Source organism: Rhizobium sp. AC27/96, from assembly GCF_001692325.1.
Taxonomy (GTDB): Bacteria; Pseudomonadota; Alphaproteobacteria; order Rhizobiales; family Rhizobiaceae; genus Rhizobium.
This window is the reverse complement of sequence record NZ_LXKN01000001.1, coordinates 1,147,324-1,173,289: the sequence shown is the minus strand read 5'-3', so window position 1 is coordinate 1,173,289 and position 25,966 is coordinate 1,147,324. Positions and strand designations below refer to the sequence as shown.

General features: G+C 59.9%; 25 protein-coding genes. 14 read left to right on the top strand and 11 right to left on the bottom strand.

What is annotated here, in order from left to right; genetic code table 11:
• Nucleotides 1-104 precede the first annotated feature (104 nt).
• Both A6U86_RS05950 and A6U86_RS05945 read left to right on the top strand, forming a co-directional pair.
• Complete coding sequence (locus A6U86_RS05950; RefSeq protein ID WP_068387208.1) at nt 105-755, top strand: NTP transferase domain-containing protein; 651 nt, start codon at nt 105-107, stop codon at nt 753-755.
• A 3-nt stretch (nt 756-758) separates the two neighbouring features.
• On the top strand, nt 759-1,079 hold the full coding sequence (locus tag A6U86_RS05945; RefSeq protein WP_068387205.1) for a TfoX/Sxy family protein: 321 nt from the start codon (nt 759-761) through the stop codon (nt 1,077-1,079).
• A gap of 3 nt (nt 1,080-1,082) precedes the next feature.
• Here A6U86_RS05945 and A6U86_RS05940 read toward each other — a convergent pair whose 3' ends face one another.
• From A6U86_RS05940 to A6U86_RS05920, 5 genes are all read right to left on the bottom strand, one after another.
• Nucleotides 1,083-1,505: an NUDIX domain-containing protein gene (locus tag A6U86_RS05940; protein WP_068387201.1), complete on the bottom strand. Its 423-nt coding sequence runs from the start codon at nt 1,503-1,505 to the stop codon at nt 1,083-1,085.
• Nucleotides 1,506-1,540: 35 nt separating this feature from the next.
• On the bottom strand, nt 1,541-3,064 hold the full coding sequence (locus A6U86_RS05935; RefSeq protein WP_068387972.1) for a DEAD/DEAH box helicase: 1,524 nt from the start codon (nt 3,062-3,064) through the stop codon (nt 1,541-1,543).
• Between the two features lie 197 nt (nt 3,065-3,261).
• On the bottom strand, nt 3,262-4,566 hold the full coding sequence (locus A6U86_RS05930; RefSeq protein WP_068387196.1) for a peptidoglycan DD-metalloendopeptidase family protein: 1,305 nt from the start codon (nt 4,564-4,566) through the stop codon (nt 3,262-3,264).
• 115 nt (nt 4,567-4,681) lie between these two features.
• On the bottom strand, nt 4,682-5,512 hold the full coding sequence (locus A6U86_RS05925; RefSeq protein WP_068387970.1) for a ferritin-like domain-containing protein: 831 nt from the start codon (nt 5,510-5,512) through the stop codon (nt 4,682-4,684).
• A gap of 4 nt (nt 5,513-5,516) precedes the next feature.
• Nucleotides 5,517-5,999 (bottom strand): peroxiredoxin, encoded by a 483-nt coding sequence (locus A6U86_RS05920; protein ID WP_068387195.1) that lies wholly within the window; start codon nt 5,997-5,999, stop codon nt 5,517-5,519.
• A 130-nt stretch (nt 6,000-6,129) separates the two neighbouring features.
• Between A6U86_RS05920 and A6U86_RS05915 the strand changes: the two genes are divergently transcribed.
• Nucleotides 6,130-9,549 carry a DUF3971 domain-containing protein gene (locus A6U86_RS05915; RefSeq protein ID WP_068387194.1) on the top strand — a complete coding sequence of 1,140 codons (3,420 nt, stop codon included), beginning with the start codon at nt 6,130-6,132 and terminating at the stop codon, nt 9,547-9,549.
• Between the two features lie 55 nt (nt 9,550-9,604).
• Here the strand turns inward: A6U86_RS05915 and A6U86_RS34620 are convergent, their stop codons facing one another.
• From A6U86_RS34620 to tyrS, 3 genes are all read right to left on the bottom strand, one after another.
• A complete protein-coding gene (locus A6U86_RS34620; RefSeq protein ID WP_083196730.1) occupies nt 9,605-9,931 on the bottom strand; it encodes a hypothetical protein in 327 nt (108 codons plus the stop codon).
• A gap of 212 nt (nt 9,932-10,143) precedes the next feature.
• Nucleotides 10,144-11,040: a S9 family peptidase gene (locus A6U86_RS05910; protein WP_068387193.1), complete on the bottom strand. Its 897-nt coding sequence runs from the start codon at nt 11,038-11,040 to the stop codon at nt 10,144-10,146.
• A gap of 164 nt (nt 11,041-11,204) precedes the next feature.
• Nucleotides 11,205-12,461 carry a tyrosine--tRNA ligase gene (gene tyrS, locus A6U86_RS05905; protein WP_068387966.1) on the bottom strand — a complete coding sequence of 419 codons (1,257 nt, stop codon included), beginning with the start codon at nt 12,459-12,461 and terminating at the stop codon, nt 11,205-11,207.
• Between the two features lie 304 nt (nt 12,462-12,765).
• Here tyrS and A6U86_RS05900 point away from each other — a divergent pair, with 304 nt between their 5' ends.
• Both A6U86_RS05900 and A6U86_RS05895 read left to right on the top strand, forming a co-directional pair.
• Nucleotides 12,766-15,144, top strand: coding sequence for a caspase family protein (locus A6U86_RS05900; protein ID WP_068387192.1), 2,379 nt, complete (start codon nt 12,766-12,768; stop codon nt 15,142-15,144).
• A gap of 165 nt (nt 15,145-15,309) precedes the next feature.
• Complete coding sequence (locus A6U86_RS05895) at nt 15,310-15,825, top strand: GNAT family N-acetyltransferase (protein ID WP_068387189.1); 516 nt, start codon at nt 15,310-15,312, stop codon at nt 15,823-15,825.
• Between the two features lie 13 nt (nt 15,826-15,838).
• Here the strand turns inward: A6U86_RS05895 and A6U86_RS05890 are convergent, their stop codons facing one another.
• Nucleotides 15,839-16,516, bottom strand: a complete 678-nt coding sequence (locus tag A6U86_RS05890) for an alpha/beta hydrolase (protein ID WP_068387186.1) — start codon at nt 16,514-16,516, stop codon at nt 15,839-15,841.
• A gap of 233 nt (nt 16,517-16,749) precedes the next feature.
• Between A6U86_RS05890 and A6U86_RS05885 the strand changes: the two genes are divergently transcribed.
• The 9 genes from A6U86_RS05885 (at nt 16,750) to A6U86_RS05845 (ending at nt 24,950) form a co-directional block, all read left to right on the top strand.
• Nucleotides 16,750-17,916, top strand: coding sequence for a cysteine desulfurase family protein (locus tag A6U86_RS05885; protein WP_068387964.1), 1,167 nt, complete (start codon nt 16,750-16,752; stop codon nt 17,914-17,916).
• Nucleotides 17,917-18,062: 146 nt separating this feature from the next.
• Nucleotides 18,063-19,532 (top strand): Fe-S cluster assembly protein SufB, encoded by a 1,470-nt coding sequence (sufB, locus tag A6U86_RS05880; protein ID WP_068387184.1) that lies wholly within the window; start codon nt 18,063-18,065, stop codon nt 19,530-19,532.
• A complete protein-coding gene (locus tag A6U86_RS05875; protein WP_068387181.1) occupies nt 19,532-19,900 on the top strand; it encodes an ADP-ribosylation/crystallin J1 in 369 nt (122 codons plus the stop codon). Before sufB ends, A6U86_RS05875 begins: the two co-directional genes overlap by 1 nt.
• A gap of 64 nt (nt 19,901-19,964) precedes the next feature.
• Complete coding sequence (gene sufC, locus A6U86_RS05870; protein WP_068387179.1) at nt 19,965-20,720, top strand: Fe-S cluster assembly ATPase SufC; 756 nt, start codon at nt 19,965-19,967, stop codon at nt 20,718-20,720.
• A 22-nt stretch (nt 20,721-20,742) separates the two neighbouring features.
• Complete coding sequence (sufD, locus tag A6U86_RS05865; RefSeq protein WP_068387961.1) at nt 20,743-22,017, top strand: Fe-S cluster assembly protein SufD; 1,275 nt, start codon at nt 20,743-20,745, stop codon at nt 22,015-22,017.
• 15 nt (nt 22,018-22,032) lie between these two features.
• Complete coding sequence (locus A6U86_RS05860; protein WP_068387956.1) at nt 22,033-23,274, top strand: cysteine desulfurase; 1,242 nt, start codon at nt 22,033-22,035, stop codon at nt 23,272-23,274.
• Nucleotides 23,275-23,285: 11 nt separating this feature from the next.
• Nucleotides 23,286-23,666, top strand: a complete 381-nt coding sequence (locus A6U86_RS05855) for an SUF system Fe-S cluster assembly protein (protein WP_068387176.1) — start codon at nt 23,286-23,288, stop codon at nt 23,664-23,666.
• 76 nt (nt 23,667-23,742) lie between these two features.
• A complete protein-coding gene (gene sufA, locus A6U86_RS05850) occupies nt 23,743-24,132 on the top strand; it encodes a Fe-S cluster assembly scaffold SufA (protein WP_068387173.1) in 390 nt (129 codons plus the stop codon).
• A gap of 125 nt (nt 24,133-24,257) precedes the next feature.
• The gene (locus A6U86_RS05845) at nt 24,258-24,950 is read left to right on the top strand and encodes a ZIP family metal transporter (protein WP_068387170.1); all 693 of its coding nucleotides are present in this window, start codon (nt 24,258-24,260) and stop codon (nt 24,948-24,950) included.
• Nucleotides 24,951-24,962: 12 nt separating this feature from the next.
• Here the strand turns inward: A6U86_RS05845 and A6U86_RS05840 are convergent, their stop codons facing one another.
• Nucleotides 24,963-25,229 (bottom strand): addiction module antidote protein, encoded by a 267-nt coding sequence (locus tag A6U86_RS05840; protein WP_068387167.1) that lies wholly within the window; start codon nt 25,227-25,229, stop codon nt 24,963-24,965.
• A 1-nt stretch (nt 25,230) separates the two neighbouring features.
• Nucleotides 25,231-25,884, bottom strand: coding sequence for an alpha/beta hydrolase (locus A6U86_RS05835; protein ID WP_244509832.1), 654 nt, complete (start codon nt 25,882-25,884; stop codon nt 25,231-25,233).
• Between the last annotated feature and the right edge of the window lie 82 nt (nt 25,885-25,966).

The following is a 25,966-nucleotide window of genomic DNA, read 5'->3' as shown; positions in this document are numbered from 1 at the left end:
GCCGAGACCTGAAATGGATCATTTCGGTCGATTGCCAGATGGCATGTTAGCCGGCGAATAATCGCCGCTACGGCATGTTCAAGGCATGCATGTGGAGGACTGTCATGGAAATACCGCCGCGCGATATCGTGGCCAAGCCGGCCGTGGAAATATCGGTGGCTGTCGTGTTGCTCGCGGCCGGGCGGGCAAGCCGCATGGGCGAGGGCGGGCCACACAAGCTGCTCGCAGAGTTCGATGGCGTAGCTTTGGTCCGGCGGTCGGCGTTATCAGCGATGGCGAGCGGTGCCGCCTCTGTCGTCGCCGTGACAGGCCACAGGCGCGGCGACATCGAGCGGGCACTCGGCAATCTCGCCCTCGAGCAGGTCTACAATCCGGATTACGCAGCCGGCATGGCAGGTTCGCTGGCCGCAGGTGTGGGGACGCCGGCTGCGCAGCGGGCGGATGGTGTGCTCGTCATGCTGGCCGATATGCCTGGTATCACGGCCGATGACCTCAAAACCTTGATTTCTGCCTTTCGCGAGGCGGGTGGCTTGGCGATCATCCGCGCGGTATCGGGCGGCAAGCGTGGGAACCCCGTCATTCTTCCCCATAGCATGCTGCGTGCCGTCATGCAGCTCGAGGGCGATGTCGGCGCGCGGCATATTATCGAAACGTCGCGGCTTCCGGTTATTGACGTCGATATAGGCGAGGCGGCACATCTCGATGTGGATACGCCCGAGGCCGTTGTCGCAGCCGGCGGTGTCTTGAAGGGATAGGGAATGGACAATAACGATATCGAAGACATGTTTCAGTCGCTTGGGCCAGTGACGATCAAGCGCATGTTCGGCGGCAAGGGTATCTATCATATGGGGCGTATCCTCGCGCTCGAAGTCGATGACGAGATCCTGCTGAAGGCCGATGAGGTCAGCGCCGGCGAATTCGAGGCGGCCGGCGCGCGGCGCTGGGCCTATGAGGGAAAGAAGGGCAAGGCAATCAACATGCCCTATTGGTCGATCCCCGAGGATGCTTTCGATGATCCGGACATCATGACGCGTTGGGTGAGGTTGGCCTACGAGGCCGCCTTGCGTGCCGATAAGTAGGCGTCAGCGGAAGTCTTCCTCGCTGAGATGTGCGATCGTTGCCCTGGCAAAGTCCGAGAGCTGAGCCGGCAACTCGTCTCGGCCGAACCAGCCGAAGTCTGAGAGCTTGTCGGGCTCGACAAGATACGCCTCCCCGGAAAAGTCCTTGCAGACGTAGATCAGAGAAATCCAGTGCTGCTGATCCGCCGCAACAATGACTTCCGTTGTGCAGAGATATTCGATCTTGCCGATGCAGAGGCCGCTTTCCTCTTCCGCCTCGCGTATAGCGGCGTTGGCGGCAGGTTCCATATGGTCCACTTTGCCGCCGACGATGCTCCAGAAGCCGGCTTCCGGCGCCTTGAGGCGCTTATAGAGCAATAGCTTGCCGTCCCGCAAAATTGCGAGACCGGTTCCTAGTCCGGGGAAATCAATGCCGGGCTTGCCCATGCGTACATCCCGAGATGTGCGGCTGAATGGGCCTATCAGGCCTTGGCGTTCGCGACGATGAGCATGAAAGCCGGGATATCGTCACCGAAGCCGACCGGGGTCGGGCCGTCATCATGGTCGCGGTAACGGTTGCGGCGCTCGCGATTGTCATCATTCGCAGCGGGGAAGGGCCGGTGATTGTTGCGAGAACCGTTGCTGGACTTGTTGTTATTCTCGGATTTGCGCTCGTTTCTCACGCTTTCAGCCTTTGCTGGTGCTGCTTCGATCACTGCGACGCCATTATCTTCGACGTCGATATCAGTTTTATGACTCGAGGCACTCCGGCCTCTGGGGCTGCGATCACGATCGCGATCACGGCCTTTGCCTTTCGGCTCGCGGCGGCGGGAAGAACGATTGTCGTCCCCACCTTCTTCGGCTGGCGGCAATGCCGACAGATCACCGTTCAGCCATTGCACATCTTCGCCGATCAGCTTTTCGATGGCGTCGATATGCTTGGTGTCGCGCTTGGTCACGAGGGTGAAGGCGGCACCGGAGCGGCCGGCACGGCCGGTACGGCCGATACGGTGGACATAATCTTCCGAATGGATCGGAACGTCGAAATTGAAGACGTGGCCGACATCGGGAAGGTCGAGACCGCGTGCGGCGACGTCGGAAGCAACGAGAAGCTGGATCTGGCCGTCGCGGAAGTTCTGCAACATCGTCGTACGCGAACGCTGGTCCATGTCGCCATGCAATGCACCGACCGAGAAGCCGTGGCGTTCAAGCGAACGGAAGAGGTCGGCCACATCCACCTTGCGATTGCAGAAGATGATGGCGTTCTTCAGATCCGTCTGGGCGCGGATGAGGTCGCGCAACGTGGCGCGCTTCTCGTAATCCTTGCTGTGCGAGGCGACGAAGCGTTGCGTCACGGTCTTCGCCGTCGATGCAGGCTTGGCGACTTCGACACGTTCCGGATTCTGCAGGAAGCGGTCAGCCAACTTCTGGATTTCCGTCGGCATGGTGGCCGAGAAGAACAGCGTCTGGCGGGTAAAGGGAATGAGCTTGGCGATGCGCTCGATATCCGGGATGAAGCCCATATCCAGCATACGGTCGGCTTCGTCGATGACGAAAATCTCGACGGCGCTCATCAGCAGCTTGCCGCGCTCGAAATGGTCGAGCAGGCGGCCGGGCGTGCAGATCAGCACATCGGCGCCGCGTTCCAACTTGCGATCCTGTTCCTCGAACGACACGCCGCCGATCAGCAGCGCGATGTTGAGGCGGTGGTTCTTGCCGTATTTCTCGAAGTTCTCGGCGACCTGGGCCGCCAGCTCACGCGTCGGCTCCAGGATCAGTGTGCGCGGCATGCGGGCACGCGCACGACCCTTTTCAAGCAGGGTCAGCATCGGCAGCACGAAGGAGGCCGTCTTGCCTGTACCCGTCTGGGCGATACCACAGATATCGCGGCGCTGCAGCGCAAATGGGATGGCACCGGCCTGAATCGGAGTCGGTGTGGTGTAGCCCGCGTCAGTAACCGCGGAAAGGACTTTTTGGCTCAAGCCAAGGTCAGCAAATGTTGTCAAAGGGAAAACTAGTTCCGTCTTGGTTCGGTCGAACACTATGAATCGACACGCAAGAACGTGCCGGAATGCAGCGCGACATAGAACCAAATACCCGTGAAGTCAAGGAAAGCAGCCGCTTCTGTGGGCTCGAAGTTCATTCATGACGCAATTTTTAGATTAGTGCCACATTTGTTGCGCCTTTGTCACAACTTCGGCGGCTAAATTGCCCCAAGTCCCTGAATGTAGCTTGCGAGTTTCGTGCCGGCATTGATGAAATACATAGGATCTATGGGGTGTCCGTTTTCGCGAACTTCATAGTGAAGATGCGTGCCTGTCGAGCGCCCGGTGCTGCCGGCGAGGCCGACGACATCGCCGGTGCCGACCTTGTCGCCGACCCTGACCAGCACCTGTTCCATATGACCGTAGCGCGTGGATATGCCGTCGCCATGGTCGATCTCTACCATATTGCCATAGCCGCCTGTCCAACCCGCCGAAACTATCTTTCCGGGAGCCGTTGCCTTGATCCGTTCGCCGGGGCTGAAATGAAAATCGGTGCCGGTATGAAGGGCCAGTGTGCCGAAGAATGGGTCCTTGCGATTGCCGAATGGGCTGGTGATGAGCTTGCCCGGCGCAGGATTTCTGAATGGCAGGCTTTCGGCGGTGCCTCGCACCGTTTCCAATCGCGTCAGGGCGGTATCGAGATCGGCCATGGACTGCTCAAACTGATCTACATTCTCCGGCGCGACATAGGGGCCGCCGACGCCGCCATCCTCGTCCTCTTTGCTGGCAACTTCGTCCGGAACCTTGACGCCGACATTGTGCATGATCGCCTGAATCTCGTTCGTCGTACCGGATGCGTCGGCTGTAAGATTACGGATGCGCGTCAGCTGATCCTGTTCGATATGCTTCAGGGACAGCGTCACTTTGGAGAAGACGCGATCTGCGCGGTCGGCGACGGTTTCCGGGGCGGGGACATAGGCGAGGGTGGAATTGTCGGGGGTAACGTCGGCGGGTTTGCCGCCCGAGAGAAGCTTCTCGATCGCCTTCGGCGCCGTCAGCTCAGCATGTTCGTTCTTCGGAGCATTCGCATCGGCATGGGGGCTCTTGTCGGTCAGGCCTGAGCTCTCGGCTCTGTCGAGAAGCGCATTGAGCTTGCCGCCGCGCGAGGATAGCTGCTGCTGCTGCTCGATGAGTTTGTCGACCTTCTCTTCCACGACCTGCTGATCCAGAAGCTGGCGGGAGGTGACACGATCGACCTGGGCGCGCAGCGCCGCAATGCGGTCCTCATAGTCATATTGCATGCGGGCCTGGCGCGCCATGGTCGCGCCGATCAGGTCGTCACGCAGGACAAGGTAGGAGGTCGCCAGGAGATAGCCGATCGAGAAGAGGCCGACTAGGCAGACGGCAATTGCGGCCATCCATGGGCGCACGGTCATGTGACGCACAGTGTCACCGCTCGCCAGAATGATCGTGTGGTGCCGCTGCTGCTTGCCGAAAACCCGGTTCTGAGGTCTTGCTGTCACCGAGACTCTCCCAATTGATACCATTTGGCATCTATTGGAACTACACGGCATTATGGTTAACGAATGCTTTCTATTTCAGTATTAGATACCGGAAAAGTCGTTTTGCGTTAGTATATCAAGCATTGCTTGTAGATGTCAGCGATCGATAGAAGGAAGGCGTCAGCCCAGCTTCCGCGCGCGCTATGTCGTTGAACGGCGCCTTGAGCGAGCCGCGGAAGTTCGCGCGCACCAGCTCCTGAAATGCTCGGGCTGGATCGCGCTTTTCCCGGGCGCAGAGAAAGCGAAACCACTTGGCGCCAACGGCGACATGGCCTTTTTCGTCATTGTAGATGACATCGAGCACGGCGGCACTTTCCATATCACCGGTCTCTCGCATCTTCGCCTGCAGCGCAGGTGTCACGTCCAACCCTCTTGCCTCCAGGATCAGCGGTACGACGGCGAGGCGGGCGGTCAGGTCGGTGCGGGTGGCGTGCGCTGCCTGCCACAGGCCGTCATGGGCGGGCAGGTCGCCATAATCGGCGCCAAGTTCCTGCAGCCGCACGCGCACCATCCGGAAATGCTTGGCTTCCTCGAAGGCGACCTGCATCCAGCCGTCGAAGAAGGAATTGGGCACGGGCTCGGTGGCGAAGCGCGCGACGATGTCGAGCGCAAGATCGACCGCGTTCAGTTCGATATGGGCAATGGCGTGCAGCAAGGCGATGCGGCCCTTGAGCGTATGCAGCGAGCGCTTCTCCATATGCTTCGGCGGCACCAGTTCGGGCCGTTCCGGTCGCCCGGGCCGATCGGCCAGCGGCGGGTCGAGCGGCGAACGCAATGACAGTGTGCGGGCAAACCAGCGCGTCGCGGATTCCTGGGCGAGCGCGGTCTTGCGATCGAGATCTGCCGAGCGAATGGCGGCGATGGCGCCGCCGCGTAGCGAGGTGATCGTATCTGGATTGCCGCCCATGCCGTCAAAGCTCCCTTGCGGCAGCCAGAACGGCGTCGGCATGGCCGGCGACCTTGACCTTGTCCCATATGCTGGCGATCCGGCCGTCGGCGCCGATCAGGAAGGTCGAGCGGACGACACCCATATAGGTGCGGCCATACATGCTCTTTTCCCGCCACACGCCATAGGCAGTCGCCATCGTCTTTTCCTCGTCCGAGGCGAGCGGAACGGTGAGCGCATATTTTTTGACGAACTTGTCGTGGCTCTTCACCGTATCGGGGGATATGCCGAGAATGGCGGCGCCGGCGTTGGCAAAATCGGCTGCAAGCGCCGTGAAGGAAATCGATTCGGTGGTGCAGGCCGTGGTGTCGTCCTTGGGATAGAAGAAGAGGACGAGGGGTTTTCCGGCGAAATCAGCAAGACGTATCCGCCCGCCGCCATCGCGCGGAAGATCGAAATCCGGGGCCTTGTCACCAACATTCAACTCAATGGGAGAAACTTCCGTCACGGGAAAATCTTTCTTTTGCCGGGTTTTTAGACGATACTAAGGTTGAGCCATATATGCTGCTCAGGTATGCCGTCCACATGGGACGCAGCGTCACCAACAAAATTACCGAGAATGAAAGGGACGCACAGGAGTGATCCGAGGCGAAAAGGTAACATTCCGCAAAAAGGATCTTGTGTCACTCGACCATCTGCCGTCTGCTCAGGTCGATGATCCCCTGATTGTGCATGTGCCCGAGCGTACCAGCCGCAATCGCTCGCATGTCTGGCACGTCTGCCGCATGACGCTGGTTTTCATCGCATTTCTCGCCATCATTCTCGGAGCAGTGATCGCCACGATCGAAAGCGGCATCTTCGATGCCCCCTTGTCCCAGAAGGCGCAGACGGCCCTCGATAAGGCAATCGGCCCGCGTTACAAGGCGGAGGTCGGTGCAACCGTCGTCCGTTTCACATCGGATCTGCGGCTGGCCCTGGAGGCACGCGACGTCAATGTAGTCGATCAGGACAGCGGCAAGCATCTGTCGACCATGTCGACGGTCAATATGGAGCTTGATCCGCTGGCTCTTCTCGAAGGCCGCGTGGAAGTGGCAAGCGTTGCCGCAGAGGGTATCGCACTCGATACTTCGCTCCTGCCTCAAGGCAATCCCGTCGATCTCACGGCATTGCGCGTCGATGCGCTGCCGCAGGCGTTGACCTCAGCCTTCGACAACCTCGACTTTCTGGAGCGCTTCGTGCAGCGCGGCGGTACGAATTCGGTGCGCATTTCCGGATTTTCGGTGAAGCTCGCCAGGCAGGAGGGCGACCCTATCTCGCTGGTGGTCGATAATCTCACTTTCGAGCGAAACGAACCGAATTCACTGCATCTGTACGGACAGGTGGCCGTCAACGGGTCCGTGGCGACACTCGACGTGAAGGCGGCGCAACAAGAGGCCGGCCATACCTCGTCGCTGATCGCGAAAATCACCAATCTCGATCTCAAGCCACTGACGATGGCTTATGACGCGAACGGTACTCCGCGTCAGGGCATCATGAGTTTCGCCGATGTGACGCTTTCTGCCGTCAAGGGTGGTCCGGGCACCGATCCTAAGCTGGAAACCGCCATCGCTATCCAGCCGGGCGTATTCTACATGGATCGCGATCCTCAGGATCTAACGCAGGGCGATATCAATCTCGCCTATAATTTCGATCATCAGACCCTCGAGATCGCGCCGTCGAAAGCGATATTCGTGGGCACAATCGTGCCGTTCTCGGGCGCTCTCATTGATCTCGACCGCGTCGATGCCAATGCGGGCAAGGGTTTCGGCATCGACTTCCTGATCAAGGAAGGCACGGCCGCTTCCTCGATCTCGGGGGAAAAGCCCGTCAGTTTCGACGGTCAGGCGACGGGACGCTTTCTGTCGGCGACCAAGGAATTCCAGTTCGACACCATCGGCATATCGACGCCACAGGGCGCATTGTTCGGCTCGCTGCACATGAAGCTCGGCGACAGCTCGCCGGAAATCAGCTTTGGTGGCCGCGCCGACAAGCTCGACACCACTGTCGTCAAGCAGCTATGGCCCTTCTGGATGGCTTCCAAGCCGAGAGTATGGGTGGAAAACAATCTGTTTGGCGGCTCGGTGACGAATGCGGTCATATCCGTCTTCATTCCGGCGGGCAGGTTGAGAGAGGCTGCGCAGACCGGCAAGCTGCAGCTCGGCAAGAACGAGTTGCATATCGCCTTCGATATCGACGGGGCACGCCTCAATGTTCCCGGGGATATACCGCCGCTGCGCGACACGAAGGCGCATTTCGATCTCACAGGCCCGACGATGGGCGTCGAGATCGCCACCGCCACGTCCTATTTCCCGACGGGACGCACGGTTACGCTGAACGATAGCAGTTTTTCGATACCGGCGACCTACGACAAGCCGCTGATGGCCGATCTCGATCTGACGATTTCAGGCACCGGTGACGCCGTCGGCGAATTGCTGACATATAAGCCTCTCGAGGTCCTTCAGCGCACCGAATTCAAGCCTGAGGATTTCAACGGCAAGATCGTTGCCAAGGTCGATGCCCGCATCGGTCTGGTCGCCGACCAGAAGCCGCCACCGCCGGATTGGGGGGCGAAGCTGACGCTCAGCAATGTCGACCTGCTGAAGCCGATGAACAATCGCAAGATTACCAATCTGACCGGCGAGATCGATGCGGATCCGCAATCGGTCCATCTGCAGGCACAGGCGCAGATAGACGGCATTCCCGCTCAGATCGATATGGTCGAGCCGACAGACGGCAAATCGACCGTCAAGCGCGGTCGCGTGATCACGGCAACGCTGAGCGATGCTCAGCGCAATACGGTCATGCCGGGTCTTCGCGATATGATCGATGGACCTGTGAAGGTGGAATTGACGCGCATCGACGATGATCGGCAGGGCGTCAAGGTCGATCTCGGCAAGGCCGCGTTGACGGTTCCGTGGATCGGCTGGTCGAAGGGCGTCGGCATCCCGGCAAGCGCCCAGTTCGAGGCGTCCGGCCCCGACAGCCAGACAGCGCTCAAGAATTTCACGCTGAAGGGTGACGGTTTTGGCGCCAGCGGTGATCTGATGATCAGCAAGGGTGCCCTGTCGTCCGCGAGTTTCGACAGCGTGAAGCTCTCGGCCATGGATGATTTCGGATTGTCGCTGAAGCACAGCAAGGGAGGAAGTTATGACGTCCTCGTATCGGGCAACTCCGCAGATATCCGCCCCATCCTTGCGCGGTTGAAGTCGTCCTCCGCCGGCGGACGGCAGAGCGGCGGTGACGACGATTCAGCAAGCGCGACAGTTCGCGTCAATCTCGACAAGGTTGTCGGCTTCAACGATGAGGCCATCGGCAATCTCAAGGGGACCTATTCGATCGCCGGCGGCAAGACGACGGCTGCGGATTTCTCCGGCGTAACCCGCAGCGGCGAGGCGTTCGTCACGCAGATGAGCAAGGGCAGCAACGGCGTGATCCGCATCACCAGCGGCGACGCAGGCGCAGTGGCGCGCTTCACCGATCTTTACAAGCATCTCAAGGGCGGCCTGCTCAATCTGTCACTACGCTCGACCGGCCAGGACAATTGGGATGGCTCGCTCGATATCCGCAAGTTTGCCATTATCGATGAAAAGAAGCTCTCAACGATCGTTTCGACCCCGAGCGGCAAGAATGGAAAGAGCCTGAATGCGGCCGTCAAAGACAATATCGACACGCGTTCGCAGAACTTCGAACGCGGCTTTGCGCGGCTGGTAATGCGCGACGGAGCACTCTCGGTCGAGAATGGCGTAGTACGTGGCGTTCAGGTCGGAGCAACGTTCCAGGGGACGCTGAAGGACGCCGACGGCAAGATGGACATGACCGGGACCTTCATGCCCGCCTACGGCCTGAACCGACTGTTCGCGGAGGTGCCGATCGTAGGCTTCCTGCTGGGCAACGGCAGCGACCGCGGCCTGATCGGCATTACCTTCCGCCTGACCGGCAGCTTCGACAAGCCGAATATGCAGATCAATCCGCTGTCGATCATCGCGCCGGGTGTCTTCAGGCAGATCTTCGAGTATTGAGGCAGCGCGAAGCGGAGACGTTGTCTGCGCATTGCGCAAAGGCCATAAGAGCAGACTATCTTTCTTCCGCCAATCGTTTGCGTATGCGTTCCGGTCCACCGCTCATGCGTTGGGCGAATGGTCGATCCGGATTGACGACGCGCCAGAACGGGGCGTCGCCACTTTCGCTGATCTGCACGAGGTGTCGCTGAACGGTGACAGGACAGCAGGCGTCGGCGCCATATTGCGCTGCAAGCGACTTTCGCAGTTCGCCGACATCTGACAATCGACCCGGCGGTGCTGCCCAGAGGGCATGGGAAACCATATCTTCGCTCGGAATCAACATGCTCTGCGTAGCGCTTCGGCCTTTGGCTCTCGTCTTGATGACGGGTAATTCATCCATAATCCACCTCCAGAGTTTCGGATCCTGACAGAGGACGAACGCGTAGTCTGCGACCCGACACATGGATGCAGAAAATTCGCTGAGGGATCAGGCCATGAACGTATGGAGAAATGCCCGGGCCATCATCTGGGAGGGATTGGGCTTTATCAAGTTCTCGATCGTGCCGCACTATCGATCGAACCACGGTGCTATTTCCCTGCTATCCCATCCTATCAGGGATTGAATTTCTTGAGCCACTCCAGCGTGGCCGGAACCATGTGGTCATCGATCATTTGCGGCCCGGTAAAGGCGCTGAAAACGTGATCCGTATCGAAAACGTCCAGGCGCTCTTCGCCATCGTGATAGTCGAGAAGAACCTGTCCGGATGCCGGTTGGGGCGTGACGGTCGTATCCTTGCTGCCGACGATGACCTGTAGCGGGCCGGGATAATGCGCGATTGCGGCGATGGTGCTGGTAGTCGGCATTTGCTGGAAGAAGGACGCCTTTAGCGTGGTATCGGCGCCCCAGGGCAATTTGGAGGTGATTTCGGTATCCGGCGGGCTGGTCAATCCCTTGGCGACACTGTCGGCGCCAAGCAGGCCGGCATAGGTATAAAGAGGCGTCACCACCGGTGCCCACAAGGTCACCGATTTGACCTCCGGCCGTGCCATTGCCACATGGGCACCGACAAGGCCGCCCTGGCTCCATCCGAGGATCGATATTCTGGAACTGTCGACCTTGTCGCTGGCCTTGAGCCAATCGATCGCGGCAATGCCATCCTTGATTTGACCGGAGAAAGTGGTGTCGGCCCATTTGCCGTCGCTGTCGCCCGAGCCGCGGAAGTCGATCCTCAGGCTGGCATAGCCGCTTTCCGCGAAAAGCCTCGCGCTGCGGGAAAATACGCCTTCCTTGGTGTCCTTGATCGCCAATTCATCGCGCGTGCCGCCGAAGCCGTGGAACATGACCACGACCGGGGCCTTGGGGTTGCTGTCGATGGTGGACAGGGTGCCGATGACCTTCTGTCCATCGACATTGAAGACGATTTTCGTTTCAGCCGCAGACGCAAAGCTCGCGATGGTCACCGCAACAATGCAGGTAAACCCCAATCCGAATGCCTTCAGTCCAAACATCTGCCGTCCTCCCCGATCGCGATTTATGGAGGCTAGTGAAGGTGGACATAGCGGTCAAGGACGGGATCTGAACCTATCGACCTGCGTGGCCGATTGCTCTTGTCAGAACGAGAAAGGCCGGCTGAGTGTGCCGGCCTTTCCAGTTTCATATAGCACTCGGCAGCTCAGGCGGCCGGGTGGATCAGGATGTGCTTCTTCTTGCCCAGCGACAGCTTGATGACGCCATCGGCGGTGATTTCACCGCTGCCGATCGTCCGGCGCTCGTCGCTGACGGCCTCGTCGTTGATGCGCACAGCACCGCCCTGAACATGACGGCGTGCCTCGCCGTTCGAGGCGGCCAGACCGGCGCGCACAATCAGCGACAGAAGGCCGAGACCGGCTTCGAGTTCGGACGCGGGGATCTCGACGGACGGCAGGTTTTCGGACAGGCCGCCTTCCTCGAAAGTCTTGCGCGCCGTCTCTGCTGCCTGTTCGGCGGCAGCGCGGCCATGCAGGATCGCCGTGACCTCGGTCGCAAGGATCTTCTTGACCTCGTTGATCTCGGAGCCGGTGAGCGCCGAGAGGCGGGCGATCTCATCCATCGGCAACGTGGTGTAGAGCTTCAGGAAGCGCTGGACGTCAGCGTCTTCGGTGTTGCGCCAGTATTGCCAGAAGTCATAGGCCGAGAGCAGGTCGGCATTCAGCCAGACCGCGCCGTTGGCGGATTTGCCCATCTTGGCGCCGGAAGAGGTCGTCAGCAGCGGCGAGGTCAGCGCGAAGAGCTGCTTGGTCCCCATGCGGTGACCAAGGTCGATGCCGTTGACGATGTTGCCCCACTGATCCGAGCCACCCATCTGCAGGCGGCAATCGTAGCGCTTGGCCAACTCGACGAAATCGTAGGCCTGCAGGATCATGTAGTTGAACTCGAGGAAGGACAGCGACTGCTCGCGTTCCAGGCGCGTTTTCACGCTGTCGAAGGACAGCATGCGGTTGACCGAGAAGTGGCGGCCGACATCGCGCAGGAATTCGAGGTAGTTCAGCGAACGCAGCCATTCGGCGTTGTTGATCATCAACGCCTCCTTCGGGCCTTCGCCGTAGGTGAGGTAGTTCGAGAAGCAGCGCTTGATCGAGGCGATGTTGCTCTCGATCGTGTCGACCGTCATGAGCTGGCGGGACTCTTCCTTGAACGAGGGGTCGCCGACCATGCCGGTGCCGCCACCCATCAGCGAGATGGGCCGATGACCGGTCGCCTGCATCCAATGCAGCATCATGATCTGGATGAGCGAACCGGCATGCAAGCTCGATGCCGTGGGATCGAAGCCGATATAGGCGGTCACGGTTTCCTTGGCGAAGAGGTCGTCGAGTCCCGTTTCATCGGAAATCTGATGAATGAAGCCACGCTCTTGCAGGGTGCGCAGGAAATCGGATTTGAACTCAGCCATGATCTTGGTCTCTCGAAGCCGCATCGATGGAGGATGCAGCGAAGTCGCTATTGTTGAATGTCGCGGGGCGCGTTTAGCATTGATTTGCCGGCGCGTCACCATTTTGGTGACATGCGAATGCCAAGTTTCGGTCTGCGGGCAAGGGGCAGGCGGCGCTATTGTAAATTAAAGCGTCTCAACGTGAATACACCGCCACTTCGCCCCGAAGCCGCCGGGAATATGCCGCGCATTCGCCCAAATCAAATCCTAGTCATTTATTGTTGATCCCCCGCAGTGCGCCACATGTTTCCTGAAAGAAACCGGTATGTCACCTTTGCTTTCGATGATGGGATTGTCATCCAAGAAGACGATCTGGGCATTCTTTGCCTTGATATTGGTTTTGGCCGGGATCGCTGGTGCGAACTCGGCCGAGGCGCAGAACTCCCCTGAAAAGAGAATAGCGCTTGTCGTCGGCAACGCCGCCTACAAGACGGGCGCATTGCCGACGCCGGCCAATGATGCCGGGCTGATCGCGCAAACGCTGCAAGCCGCCGGCTTCGATGTGATCGGCGCGCGCGACCTCGACCAGAACGGGTTGCGCGATACGCTCAGGGATTTCCTGGCAAAAGCGAATGCCTCTGGGCCGAATACCGTGGCTTTCGTCTATCTGGCTGGCTACGGGCTCCAATACCAGGGCGGCAATTATTTCGTGCCGGTGGATGCGCAGATCGCCAATGCGACTGATGTTCCCGTCGAGGCGATCCGGGTGACGGATTTCACCAAGTCCCTGGCTGCGATCAACAATCGCGGCAGCATCGTCGTGCTAGACGCGGCGAGGGCCAATCCGTTCGCGCAGTCCAATCAGCCGCTGGCCGGCGGCCTGACGCTTGTCGAACCCGACGCGCATCAGTTGATTGCGTTCAATGCCGCACCGGGCACCGTCGCGCCGCCGGAAGCCGGTCCCTATGGTTCCTATGCCCATGCGCTGGCGGAAATGATTCGCCTCGGCGGTCTTTCGCTCGGCGATGTGTTCGACCGCACACGCCTGCGGGTCAGCGATCTCACCAAGGGCGCCGAGATATCCTGGGACGCCTCGAAGTTCACCAACACCTTCACATTCTTCGATCGCGCTCCCGATGCGCCGGCGGCTCAGGTGTCGACCTATGACAATGCCGCGATCCGCACCAAGGCCATTCGCGACTTCGATGAAAAGGATGCCTATTTCGCGGCACTCGATCGCGACTCGCTGCAGGGCTACGAAGATTTCCTTGCCGCCTATCCGAACGACTCCATGGCGCGGCGCGTGCGTGCCATCATCGCCGCCCGCCGCGAGGCGATCACCTGGCGTGAGACGTGGATCGCCGATACGCCGCAGGCCTATTGGTCTTATCTGAGGCGTTATCCGCACGGCCCGCACGTCTGGGATGCCCGCCGCCGTCTCGATCACTTTGAGGCAACCCTGGAGCCGCCGCCATCATTTACCGTGATCGAATATGATGTACCGCCGCCGCCACCGACGGAGATCGTCTATGTCGATCGGCCGGTGCTTTATTTTGATGACGCCGATTTCGGCTATGCGCCGCCGCCGCCCGTGGTTTTCCTGGCGCCACCGCCACCGGATTTCGTGGTGCTGGCACCGCCGCCGCCCGTGGTCGACCTTTATGTTCTGCCGGCGCCGGTCTTCGTTCCGGTCGCAGCCTGGGTGCTGCCGCCGCGCGATGTCGCTCCGCCGGAAAACAACATCATCTTCAACAACATCCACAACACGGTCGTGAACAATACGGTCATCAACAACAGCACGACCGTCAACAACACCACCGTCAATGAAACCGGTGCTGCACCCGCGGCGCCCGGCCTGACGACCGGGCAGAAGCTGGCCGGAGCCGCTGTTATAGCCGGTGCCGGTGCGGCGGTGTTGCATGTGGCTCTTCCGCCTTCGATACAGAAGAAGGCCGCGGTTCTGCAGAACCCGAACCCGGCGGCAGCCGTAAAAGCGGCTGCCGGCAGCCCCGTTGCTCCTGCAACGCAGCCGCAAGCCGGAAATGCTGCCACCGCTCATACGCTTCCCGGCGCCAATGGCCAGCCTTTGCCGGCTGCTGGCAAGCTTCCGGCTGCTCAGGGGCAGGTACAGACGAAGCAGGTGCAATCGCCGCAGGCAGCGCCCGGCGCCGTGCATAATCCTCCGGCCACCACTGTTGCCAAACCCGCTCCAGCGGGCGCGAACGACAATGCGCATGCGCTTCCCGGTGCAAAGGGGCAGCCATTGCCTGTGGTTGGCAATACGCCTCCGGTGAAAGGTCAGGGCCAGGTCGCAAAGACGCCGCCGCCGCAGGTCGCTCCGGCCGCCAAGCAGAACCCGATTGCTGCTGAACCCAAGCCGAATGCTCATGCCCAGCCGGTAAAGCCGGCAGCAGCTCCGGCCATTGCCACCAGAGCCCCCGCCAAGCCGAGGGCGGCCAACAACAATCAGCCGCATATCGCAGCTGCGCCGCCGCCACGGCATGTGAACCCTGTGGCCGCACAACCAAGGCCGGCGCCGCACGCGGTCGCACAGGCGAGGCCGCCCGCTCCGAAGCCTCAGGCTCAGCCGAGACCGCAGCCGCAGCCAAAGGTCGCGCAGCAGGTGAAGAGACCTCCGCCACCACCGCAGAAGCCGCCGGAAAAGAAGAAGTGCGGAGCGCCAGGGTTTCCTGCATGCCACTGATCGGCGATTTCAGCTGGTGATCCGGGGGCCGCGCATGCGGCCCTTGCTTTTCGAGCGCATATATCGCGGTCGCTGGAGCGCCCCGCTGCCGTTAGCGGCTTGCCGGCCGGTGACCGTCGTGGTTGAACATGAAACCTAGTTTCAGGATCGGGAAAAGGCAGACAGATGAGCGACGCCACCATACTCGAGACTCCCCGCCTTGTTCTGACGATGTGGAATGAGGGCGATGCCGAGATGATTCGACAGCTTCATTCGACAATCGAGACGACCCGCTATCTTTCGGGAGCGGCGCCATGGACGCTTGAGAAGGCGGAAGAGCGCTTGAAGAGCTGGTTCGATGAACAGGCCCGCGACGGCACGACCAAATACAAGATGTTGAGACGAGATGACGGCCGTTTTATTGGGCGGGCCGGGTTCTCGCGCTTCCAGGAGAGCGGGCGGGGCGAGTTCGAGCTCGGCTATTCGATCCGGCAGGATGCCTGGGGTAACGGCTATGCCACGGAGATAGCCGGCGCGCTGGCGCAATGGTTTTTCAGCCGTGGTTTTGCCAGGGAATTTATCGCCTTCACGCATCCGGAAAATTCCGCTTCGCAGCGAGTGCTGCAAAAGATCGGCATGCGATACGAAGCGCCGATCACAGTCGGCGGCGCTCCGGGGCTCTGTTTCAGGATGTCGCGCTAAGAGCAGAAGCCTCTTAGCGGATACGCTTTGCGGCCGGTTCCGGCACCAGTTCGCCATTGAGGCGACGATCGAGATAATCCTCGCATTCACCGAGGAGCGTGTCGACCTGGCCGTTGAAGAAGTGGTTGGCGCCTGACACGATCTTATGCGTGATCAGGATGCCCTTCTGCGTCTTCAGCTTTTCGACGAGGCCGTTGACGTCCTTTTCCGGAGCGACCTTGTCGGCATCGCCGTTGATGATCAGGCCGGACGAGGGGCAGGGCGCGAGGAAGGAGAAATCATAGATGTTCGGCTGCGGCGCGAGCGACATGAAGCCTTCGATCTCAGGGCGGCGCATCAGCAGCTGCATGCCGATCCAGGCACCGAAGGAATAGCCGGCAACCCAGCAGCTCTTGGAATCGGGATGCAGGCTCTGGACCCAGTCGAGTGCCGATGCGGCATCGGAAAGTTCGCCGGCGCCATGGTCGAATTCGCCCTGGCTGCGGCCGATGCCGCGGAAGTTGAAGCGGAGAGTGGTGAAGCCACGCTTCTGGAACATATAGAAGAGCTGGTAGACCACCTGGTTGTTCATCGTGCCGCCGAACTGCGGATGCGGATGAAGGATGATGGCAATCGGGGCGCTTTTTTCCTTGGAGGGCTGGTAGCGGCCTTCAAGGCGGCCTGCGGGGCCGTTGAAAATAACTTCGGGCATTGATACTCCGGCTCTTCTTTTTCTGCGTTTGAACCCAACGGCACGCAGCAAGTTGACTTGACGAATGCGCTCATCTTTTCTAGAACGCAGTTTAGAACAATTCGAAACTTGATGCGGTGTTCCGCGCGTTGTGTGTTCAACGATTTATGGAACGTGTCATAAGGCATGCCCGGCTGAAATTTCAAGGAAAATGAGCCGAACGCAGCAAAGCAATGTCAGGCAGGAAGAAGATCGTGGCGACAACGCGCCTTTATCTCGACTGGAATGCCACCGCGCCGCTTCATCCGGCAGCGCGCGATGCGATGCTACGTGCAATGGATATTCAGGGCAACCCAAATTCGGTGCATGGCGAAGGCAGGGCGGCGCGTGCCGCCGTGGAGACCGCACGCCGGCAGGTTGCCAACCTGACGGGTGCAGCGCCCGCCCATGTCGTTTTCACCAGCGGCGCCACCGAGGCTGCCAATACGGTGCTGACGCCTGAGTTTCGCATGGGGCGCACGCCGCTTGTCGTCAGCCATCTCTATATATCCGCTGTCGAACATCCGGCGGTGCGCGAGGGCGGCCGGTTTTCGAAGGATGAGATCAGCGAGATCCCGGTGACCTCGGCCGGCACGGTCGACCTTGTGGCCCTGGAAACAATGCTATCGGCTCATGATAAGGCGAGCGGACTGCCGATGGTCGCGGTCATGCTCGCCAACAACGAGACCGGAATCGTCCAGCCGGCCAGCGAGGTGGCCAGGATTGTTCAGGCGGCGGGCGGCATCTTCGTCGTCGATGCGGTTCAGGCAGCGGGCAGGGTGGCGATCGATATCAATGCGATCGGCGCGGATTTTCTGATCGTGTCGTCGCACAAGATCGGCGGCCCCAAAGGAGCGGGGGCGCTGATCTCGCGCGGTGAAGTGCTGATGCCGAAACCATTGATCCATGGCGGTGGCCAGGAAAAGGGGCATCGGTCCGGCACGGAGAATACGCTGGCTATCATTGGCTTCGGGGCTGCTGCGGAAGCTGCGCTCGTGGAGTTCGATGGCCGCAATGCTGGAATCGGCACTCTGCGCGATCGGCTGGAAGACGGTATGCTGGTTGCGGCACCCGACGTCATCATCCATGGCAAGGAGGGAGCGCGGGTGCCGAATACCAGCTTCTTCACTCTGCCGGGATTGAAATCCGAGACCGGCCAGATCGCCTTCGATCTTGAAGGCGTCGCCATTTCAGCTGGCTCTGCCTGCTCATCGGGCAAGGTCGGCGAGAGCCATGTGCTCGTTGCCATGGGATGCGACCCGAAGCTCGGGGCTCTGCGCATTTCGCTCGGTCCGACCACGACCGAGGCGGACATAGATCGCGCAATCGCTGCGTTTATTCGCATCGCAGGCCGCCGCAAACTGGCGGGTGCAGCGGCCTAGGGCCCACAAATTTGCGGAAACGACAATTTCCGCTTGCCAAGCGGGCTGAAAAGTCCCTTTTGGCCGACTACATAGAGGGCAGACATAAGTCTGCCGCAACGTTGACAAGCTGCCGGACCTTGGATCCGGCGAGATTGGAGAACGAAATGCCTGCAGTCCAAGAAACGGTCGATCAGGTTCGCCAGATCGACGTGGACCAGTACAAGTATGGTTTTGAAACCATCATCGAAATGGATAAGGCTCCCAAAGGCCTTTCCGAGGATATTGTCCGCTTTATTTCCGCCAAGAAGCAAGAGCCGGAATGGATGCTGGAATGGCGTCTTGAAGCCTATCGCCGTTGGCTGACGCTGGAAGAGCCGACCTGGGCTCGCGTCGACTATCCGAAGATCGATTTCAACGACATCTATTATTATGCCGCGCCGAAGAGCACATCTGGCCCGACCTCGCTCGATGAGGTCGATCCGGAACTTTTGAAGGTCTACGAGAAGCTCGGCATTCCCCTGCGCGAGCAGGAGCTCCTTGCCGGCGTCAAGACCTCGAAGATCGCCGTCGATGCGGTGTTCGATTCGGTTTCGGTCGTCACGACGTTCAAGGAAGAGCTGAAGAAGGCTGGCGTGATCTTCATGTCGATCTCGGAAGCGGTCCGCGAGCATCCGGATCTCGTGCGCAAATATCTCGGCACCGTCGTGCCGACATCGGATAATTTCTATGCGACGCTGAATTCGGCCGTCTTCACCGACGGTTCCTTCGTCTTCGTGCCGAAGGGCGTTCGTTGCCCTATGGAGCTGTCCACCTACTTCCGCATCAACGAGAAGAACACCGGCCAGTTCGAGCGTACGCTGATCATCGCCGAAGAGGGGGCCTATGTCTCCTATCTCGAAGGCTGCACGGCGCCGCAGCGCGATGAAAACCAGCTGCACGCGGCCGTTGTCGAGCTCGTCGCGCTTGACGATGCCGAGATCAAGTATTCGACCGTCCAGAACTGGTATCCGGGCGACAAGAACGGCAAGGGCGGTATCTATAACTTCGTCACCAAGCGTGGCGATTGCCGCGGCCACCGTTCCAAGATCTCCTGGACGCAGGTCGAGACCGGCTCTGCGATCACGTGGAAATATCCGTCCTGCATCCTGCGCGGCGACGATAGCCGCGGCGAGTTCTACTCGATCGCCGTCTCCAACGGCCATCAGCAGGTCGACAGCGGCACCAAGATGATCCATCTCGGCAAGAACACCTCGAGCCGTATCGTCTCGAAGGGCATTGCTGCCGGCGTGTCGCAGAACACCTATCGCGGCCAGGTCTCGGCTCACCGCAAGGCGTCGAACGCGCGTAACTTCACGCAGTGCGACTCGCTGCTGATCGGCGACAAGTGCGGCGCGCATACGGTGCCCTATATCGAGGCGAAGAACTCGACGGCGCAGTTCGAGCATGAAGCCACGACGTCGAAGATCTCTGAAGATCAGCTGTTCTACTGCCTGCAGCGCGGCATCCCGACCGAAGCGGCGATCGCGCTGATCGTCAACGGCTTCGTCAAGGAAGTGCTGCAGGAGCTGCCGATGGAATTCGCCGTCGAAGCGCAGAAGCTGATCGGTATCTCGCTTGAAGGCAGCGTCGGGTGATGGCGGCTGCGGACACGGTCACGCTCTTTCGTCCAGTGGGATTGGAAGAATTGAAGTTGATTGAAGAGAGTGGCTGGAAAGCATTTCCGCCACGTCTCCCGGATCAGCCGATCTTCTACCCGGTTACGAATGAAGAGTACGCCGCGCAGATTGCGAGGGACTGGAACACCAAGGTCGGCTCGCGACGCGGTTATGTGACACGTTTTGAGGTAAATGCCGCCTATGCATCACGCTTTGAGCGAAAGATCGTTGGTGGAAGAGAACACGAAGAGCTTTGGGTGCCGGCGGAAGAACTTGATGAATTCAATCGCAATATCGTTGGTGCGATTGTCGTGACGCAAAGTTTTTCGCCCGCAGAAGAGCGGTAAATTTATAGGGACAATCACCGCTGGTTGGATCGCCGATCACCAGGGTGGGACGAAGGAAACGAATATGCTTGAAATCAAGAACCTGCATGCCCGTATCGCCGAAGACGGCACCGAGATCATCCGTGGCCTGAACCTGACCGTGAAGGCGGGTGAAGTTGCCGCCATCATGGGCCCGAACGGCTCCGGCAAGTCGACACTCTCCTATATCCTCGCCGGTCGCAGCGACTATGAAGTCACCGAAGGCGAGATCCTTTATAATGGCGAGAGCATTCTCGAGCTCGACGCTGCCGAGCGTGCCGCCAAGGGCATATTCCTGGCCTTCCAGTATCCCGTGGAAATCCCCGGCGTCGCCACCATGCAGTTCCTGAAGGTTGCTCTGAACGAGCAGCGCAAGGCACGCGGCGAAGACGAACTGACGACGCCGGATTTCATCCGCCGCGTCAAGGAAGCAGCCGCCAAGCTGCAGATCAACATGGACATGCTGAAGCGCCCGCTCAACGTCGGCTTCTCCGGCGGTGAGAAGAAGCGCGCCGAAATCCTGCAGATGGCGCTGCTGGAGCCGCAGCTTTGCGTGCTCGACGAGACCGACTCCGGCCTCGACATCGATGCACTGAAGATTGTCGCCGATGGTGTCAATGCGCTGCGTTCGCCTGATCGTGCCGTGATCGTCATCACCCACTACCAGCGCCTGCTCGACTACATCGTTCCGGACACCGTTCACGTCCTCTACAAGGGCCAGGTGATCAAGTCCGGCGACAAGACGCTGGCGCATGAGCTCGAAGCCAACGGCTATGCCGACATCATCGGAGCTGCAGCCTGATCGGGGCGGAAAGGATACGTCGATGAACATTCAGACGACGAACCGCCTCACCGCTGCCGAAACGGCGTTGATCGAGGCATACAACAATCAGCTCGGCGATCTGCCCGGTGACGGCGAAGTCTTTGCCGTCCGCGATCGCCTGCTTGATGATCTGAAGACCACAGGCCTGCCGACGCGTCGCGTCGAGGCCTGGCACTATACCGATTTCAAGAATCTGCTCCGTCTGGTGCCAGCCGACATCGGCAAGGGCCTTGCCGAAGCCTTGCCGCCGATTGTCGAGGGATCTTCGGTGGTTACCCTTCTCCAGGGCAAGGCGAGCGAGAAGGCTGCCGCCAAGGATCTGACGATCGGTCGCTATGCCGATAGCCTGATCAACGGCACGGCCGCGGCAGGTCTGGAAGCGCTCGGCAAGGATGACGCCGTCGGGCGCATCAATGCGAGCTTCGTACGCGATGGCTATGTCATCGATTTCCCGGATGGTACCGAACTCGACGCGCCTCTGGAGGTGCAGTTGGTTCATGCCGGCGGCCAGATCCACAGCCGTCTTCCGGTTACCTTCGGCGCTGACGTCAAGGCGACGGTCATCGAGCGTCACCAGGCTGTCGAAGGTGCTGCGGCACTCGTCTCGTCGGTGAGCGAAGTCAAGATCGGCGAACGGGCCGAAGTGACCTGGATTATCCTGCAGGAGCAGGGCAGCGAGGATACGCATCTCGGCCAGCTCCGCATCGATCTCGGTGCGGATGCCAAGTTGAGGCTGTTCGTCATCAACGCCGGCGGCAAGCTGGTGCGTCAGGAGCTCTACATCAAGGTGACGGGCGAGGGCGCCGATCTGACGCTGCGCGGCATCAACCTGCTCGGTGGTGACACGCATACCGACGTGACGATGGTGCTTGGTCATGACGTTCCGAACACCGGATCGACTGAGGTTATCCGCAATGTCGTGTTCGACCGCGCGCGCGGTGTCTTCCAGGGCATGATCCGGGTCGCGCCGGATGCGCAGAAGACCGATGCCAAGATGGCCTGCAACACGCTGCTGATGTCCGACGATGCCGAGTTTTCGGTCAAGCCCGAGCTTGAAATCTTTGCTGATGACGTGCAGTGCGGCCATGGAGCCACTGTCGCCGATATCGACGGCAACCATCTCTACTATCTGATGGCGCGCGGCATTCCCGAGAACAAGGCGCGGGCCATGCTGGTCAACGCCTTCGTGGCCGAGATTGTCGAGGAACTGGAAGACGAAGCACTGGTCGAGGCGCTGGAAGGCGTTATCTCCGGTTGGCTGGAAAAGCACGCCTGATTGGAGGCAAAGCTCGTGGACAAGATCGTGCCGGCAACGGCCTATGACGTCGAAGCCATTCGCCGGGATTTCCCGATCCTGGCGACGACGGTGCATGGCAATCCGCTTGTCTATCTCGACAACGGCGCGTCGGCGCAGAAGCCGCAGGTCGTCATCGATGCCATTTCGCACGCCTATTCGAATGAATATGCCAATGTGCATCGCGGCCTGCATTTCCTCTCCAATGCCGCCACGGAAGCCTATGAGGCGGCGCGCGAAAAGGTGCGCCGCTTCCTGAATGCACCGTCCGTCGACGATATCGTTTTCACCAAGAACTCGACGGAGGCGATCAACACCGTCGCCTATGGATGGGGCATGCCGAAGATCGGCGAGGGCGACGAGATCGTCGTCTCGATCATGGAGCATCACTCGAATATCGTTCCCTGGCATTTCATTCGGGAGCGGCAGGGCGCGAAGCTCGTCTGGGTGCCGGTCGATGACGAAGGTGCGTTCCATATCGAGGATTTCGAAAAGAGCCTGACGGAACGTACCAAGCTCGTTGCCATCACGCATATGTCGAATGCGCTCGGAACGGTCGTTCCGGTTAAGGAAGTGTGCCGAATCGCTCATGAGCGGGGCATTCCGGTGCTGATCGACGGCTCTCAGGGTGCGGTGCATATGCCGGTCGATGTGCAGGATATCGATTGCGACTGGTATGTCATGACCGGCCACAAGCTCTATGGTCCCTCGGGCATCGGCGTTCTCTACGGCAAGAAGGACAGGCTTGCCGAGATGCGGCCTTTCCAGGGCGGCGGCGAGATGATTTTCGACGTCACCGAGGAAAACGTCACCTACAACGACCCGCCGCATCGCTTCGAAGCCGGCACGCCGCCGATCGTGCAGGCGATTGGTCTCGGTTACGCGCTCGACTACATGGAGAGCATTGGTCGTGCGGCAATCGCCCGCCATGAGGCCGATCTGGCGGCCTATGCGGCCGAGCGGCTGCGCGATATCAATTCGCTGCGCGTCATCGGTACAGCGTCTGGCAAGGGCGGCATCTTCTCCTTCGAGCTCGCCGGTATCCATTCGCATGACGTCTCGATGATGATCGACCGCAAGGGTGTTGCCGTCAGGGCTGGAACACATTGCGCCCAGCCGCTCTTGAAACGCTTCGGCGTTACCTCCACATGCCGTGCATCGTTCGGCCTGTACAATACGCGTGCCGAAGTGGATGCTTTGGCTGATGCGCTGGAATATGCGCGCAAGTTCTTTGCCTAAGGAGGCAAGCGATGTCACTCGACGAAAGCGAACAGAAGATCGACGTACGCGAAGGGATCGTGCATTCCAGCATCCCCGAGGACGAACTGGCGCGCCTCAGCGACGACATTATCGGCGCGCTGAAGACGGTCTATGATCCTGAAATTCCCGCCGATATCTTCGAGCTCGGACTGATCTACAAGATCGACATCGAAGATGATCGCATGGTGAAGATCGTCATGACGCTGACAGCACCGGGTTGCCCGGTCGCAGGCGAAATGCCGGGTTGGGTCGAAAATGCCGTTGGCGCGATCGAAGGCGTTTCCGGCGTCGATGTCAGCATGACCTTCGATCCGCCGTGGACGCCGGACCGCATGTCGGAAGAAGCGCAGGTTGCTGTCGGCTGGTATTGAAGCTTTAAGCCGACGGATTTACATTAAGACTCGAAGCGCCGGATCTTGACCCCGGTTGTGGAAGGAGAATGAGCCCATGGGCTTTGCAATCATGAGCATGACGGATACGGCAGCTGCCCGCGTCAAGGCGATCGTCGAGAATTCGGGTCCTGATGCCAAGGGGGTTCGCGTCGGCATAAAGAAGGGCGGCTGCGCCGGGATGGAATATACCATCGACCTGGTGACCGAGCCGAACGCGAAGGACGATCTGATCGAGCATGATGGCGCCCGGGTCTGGGTTGAGCCTTCCGCTGTGCTTTATCTGCTCGGCACCCAAATGGGTTTCGAAAGCACGACCCTGCGTTCAGGCTTTACCTTCACCAACCCCAACCAGACATCGGCCTGCGGCTGCGGCGAATCCGTCGAGCTGAAGCCTGCGGATCTGGCCGCGCTGGCAGCTCAACGTCAGGCCGCGCAGCCCGCATAAAGCGAATCCCTGCGTATTTCACCTTCATGCGTTTCGTGCTTTGATCGACGCATGCCCGGGTTTTCCGTTGCTCCCTGGTTAACCGGTTCAGCCGGATAAAGTCAGCAGGCGGTGCGGGGGATTTTATGGCTGCTTCGGCATGGGTTTACACATTGATCCCGGCTACGGCCGCAATCGCTGGCTCCGTGGTTGCGGTGAATACGCGGCCGGGCCCCAATCTTGTCAGTGCAATCCAGCATTTTGCCGCCGGTGTCGTGTTTGCGGCCGCCGCTGGAGAGATCCTGCCTGATATCATGCACCGAGGCTCTCCTCTGGCGACGGTTATCGGCGGCGCGATCGGCGTCGCCGTCATGCTGTTGGTCAAGCAATTGGAGAATTGGGCCAAGGGACCAGTTGGCCTGCTGGCTGCGATTGGCATCGATATCCTGATCGATGGCCTGGTGCTCGGCATCGGGTTTGCGGCTGGCCCGAAGGTCGGCCTACTGCTGACGATCGCCCTGACGATCGAGGTGCTGTTCCTTGGTCTGACCGTGGCCAACGAACTGGGCGAGAGCGTTCGCTCCCGCACCAGGATTGTTGCAATCACGGCGGCGCTTGCGCTCCTGCTGCCGATCGGCGCTCTGCTCGGAACGCCGGTGGCGTTGCTGCCCGGCCCGATCTTGACCGGATTCTTCGCGTTCGGGCTGATTGCGCTCCTCTACCTCGTCACCGAGGAATTGCTGATCGAAGCCCACGAAACACCCGATCGTCCTTGGGTGACGGCGATGTTTTTCGCGGGCTTTCTCGTGCTTCTCCTGCTTGAAGAGTCGATCGGTTAGCGATTGCGATTCTCAATGTGCTGATGGCACCGGTGTCAGCTTGAGGCCGAGCGCCTTGACGACCTTGAGGATCGTCGCGAATTCCGGATTTCCTTCGCCGCTCAATGCCCGGTAAAGCGCCGAGCGGTTCATGCCGACATCCTTGGCAAGTTTGCTCATATTGCGCATGCGCGCCACGTCGCCCAATGCCCTGGCAATGGAGGACGGATCATCAGTCGCAAAAGCGGCTGCGATATAGCTATCGGGATTATCCGTATCGAAGCGATTTTCCTCGTTCATGTCATAGGCCTTTCCGTATGAGCCAGTCGCGGATGATCTCGGCCTCGTCTTGATGGAGGTCATGACCAGTTGGCAGCACAAGTGCGCTGACATCCGCGCCGGCGTTTGCAAATTGTTGTCTCACGAGTTCCGCATCACCGGGCGCGCGGCGTTGATCGTGCTCGCCGGCGGTAATCAGGATCGGCAGGTCGAGCATGGGTGGAAATTCTGCCTCAGGCGCTGGTGAAAGGGGGCGTATCAAGACGGCTGACGATGCGAGTCCGGGCTGTCGCTGCAGGACCGATGCAGCCATGATGGCGCCGTTGGAGAAACCGACCAGAATGGGCGGCTGCGCAAGCTGCTTTGTCTCTATCGCCATTGCAATGAAACGGCAGAGCCTGTCCGTCTGCCGGTCGAGATCGTTGTAATCCAGGCTGCGGTCAGGGTTGCGGCGAAAGAAGGCAAAGCCATCCTCCCATTCGACCACGCCGCGCAGAGACATATACGGCCGTTGCGGCGCAATCGTATCCGCAAGCGGGATGAGAGACGTTTCATCGCCGCTGCTGCCGTGCAGCAGAATCAGCGGAGGCGAGGGATGGTCCGCTCGCCCGGTGACGACATAAAATTCCGGCCATTCCGGCATAAAACTGACTTCCAAAGCCCATTGCCGCGTCATTAAAAACGCCGCGCATCCGGTGGGACGCGCAGCGTTTCATAGACAAGTTTCGCAATAGATTTATGTCGGCATTTGGCGAAGC

Excerpts from the sequence above, each read along its gene's own strand:
- A6U86_RS05875 (WP_068387181.1), top strand. The coding sequence starts at position 19,532 with ATGGCGGCTGCGGACACGGTCACGCTCTTTCGTCCAGTGGGATTGGAA.
- A6U86_RS34620 (WP_083196730.1), bottom strand. The coding sequence starts at position 9,931 with ATGGATGAATTACCCGTCATCAAGACGAGAGCCAAAGGCCGAAGCGCT.
- A6U86_RS05840 (WP_068387167.1), bottom strand. The coding sequence starts at position 25,229 with ATGAACGAGGAAAATCGCTTCGATACGGATAATCCCGATAGCTATATC.
- A6U86_RS05940 (WP_068387201.1), bottom strand. The coding sequence starts at position 1,505 with ATGGGCAAGCCCGGCATTGATTTCCCCGGACTAGGAACCGGTCTCGCA.
- A6U86_RS05925 (WP_068387970.1), bottom strand. The coding sequence starts at position 5,512 with ATGGGCGGCAATCCAGATACGATCACCTCGCTACGCGGCGGCGCCATC.
- A6U86_RS05890 (WP_068387186.1), bottom strand. The coding sequence starts at position 16,516 with ATGCCCGAAGTTATTTTCAACGGCCCCGCAGGCCGCCTTGAAGGCCGC.
- A6U86_RS05855 (WP_068387176.1), top strand. The coding sequence starts at position 23,286 with ATGTCACTCGACGAAAGCGAACAGAAGATCGACGTACGCGAAGGGATC.
- A6U86_RS05835 (WP_244509832.1), bottom strand. The coding sequence starts at position 25,884 with ATGACGCGGCAATGGGCTTTGGAAGTCAGTTTTATGCCGGAATGGCCG.
- sufD (WP_068387961.1), top strand. The coding sequence starts at position 20,743 with ATGAACATTCAGACGACGAACCGCCTCACCGCTGCCGAAACGGCGTTG.
- A6U86_RS05945 (WP_068387205.1), top strand. The coding sequence starts at position 759 with ATGGACAATAACGATATCGAAGACATGTTTCAGTCGCTTGGGCCAGTG.
- sufA (WP_068387173.1), top strand. The coding sequence starts at position 23,743 with ATGGGCTTTGCAATCATGAGCATGACGGATACGGCAGCTGCCCGCGTC.
- A6U86_RS05845 (WP_068387170.1), top strand. The coding sequence starts at position 24,258 with ATGGCTGCTTCGGCATGGGTTTACACATTGATCCCGGCTACGGCCGCA.
- sufB (WP_068387184.1), top strand. The coding sequence starts at position 18,063 with ATGCCTGCAGTCCAAGAAACGGTCGATCAGGTTCGCCAGATCGACGTG.
- A6U86_RS05950 (WP_068387208.1), top strand. The coding sequence starts at position 105 with ATGGAAATACCGCCGCGCGATATCGTGGCCAAGCCGGCCGTGGAAATA.
- tyrS (WP_068387966.1), bottom strand. The coding sequence starts at position 12,461 with ATGGCTGAGTTCAAATCCGATTTCCTGCGCACCCTGCAAGAGCGTGGC.
- A6U86_RS05900 (WP_068387192.1), top strand. The coding sequence starts at position 12,766 with ATGTCACCTTTGCTTTCGATGATGGGATTGTCATCCAAGAAGACGATC.
- A6U86_RS05910 (WP_068387193.1), bottom strand. The coding sequence starts at position 11,040 with ATGTTTGGACTGAAGGCATTCGGATTGGGGTTTACCTGCATTGTTGCG.
- A6U86_RS05895 (WP_068387189.1), top strand. The coding sequence starts at position 15,310 with ATGAGCGACGCCACCATACTCGAGACTCCCCGCCTTGTTCTGACGATG.
- sufC (WP_068387179.1), top strand. The coding sequence starts at position 19,965 with ATGCTTGAAATCAAGAACCTGCATGCCCGTATCGCCGAAGACGGCACC.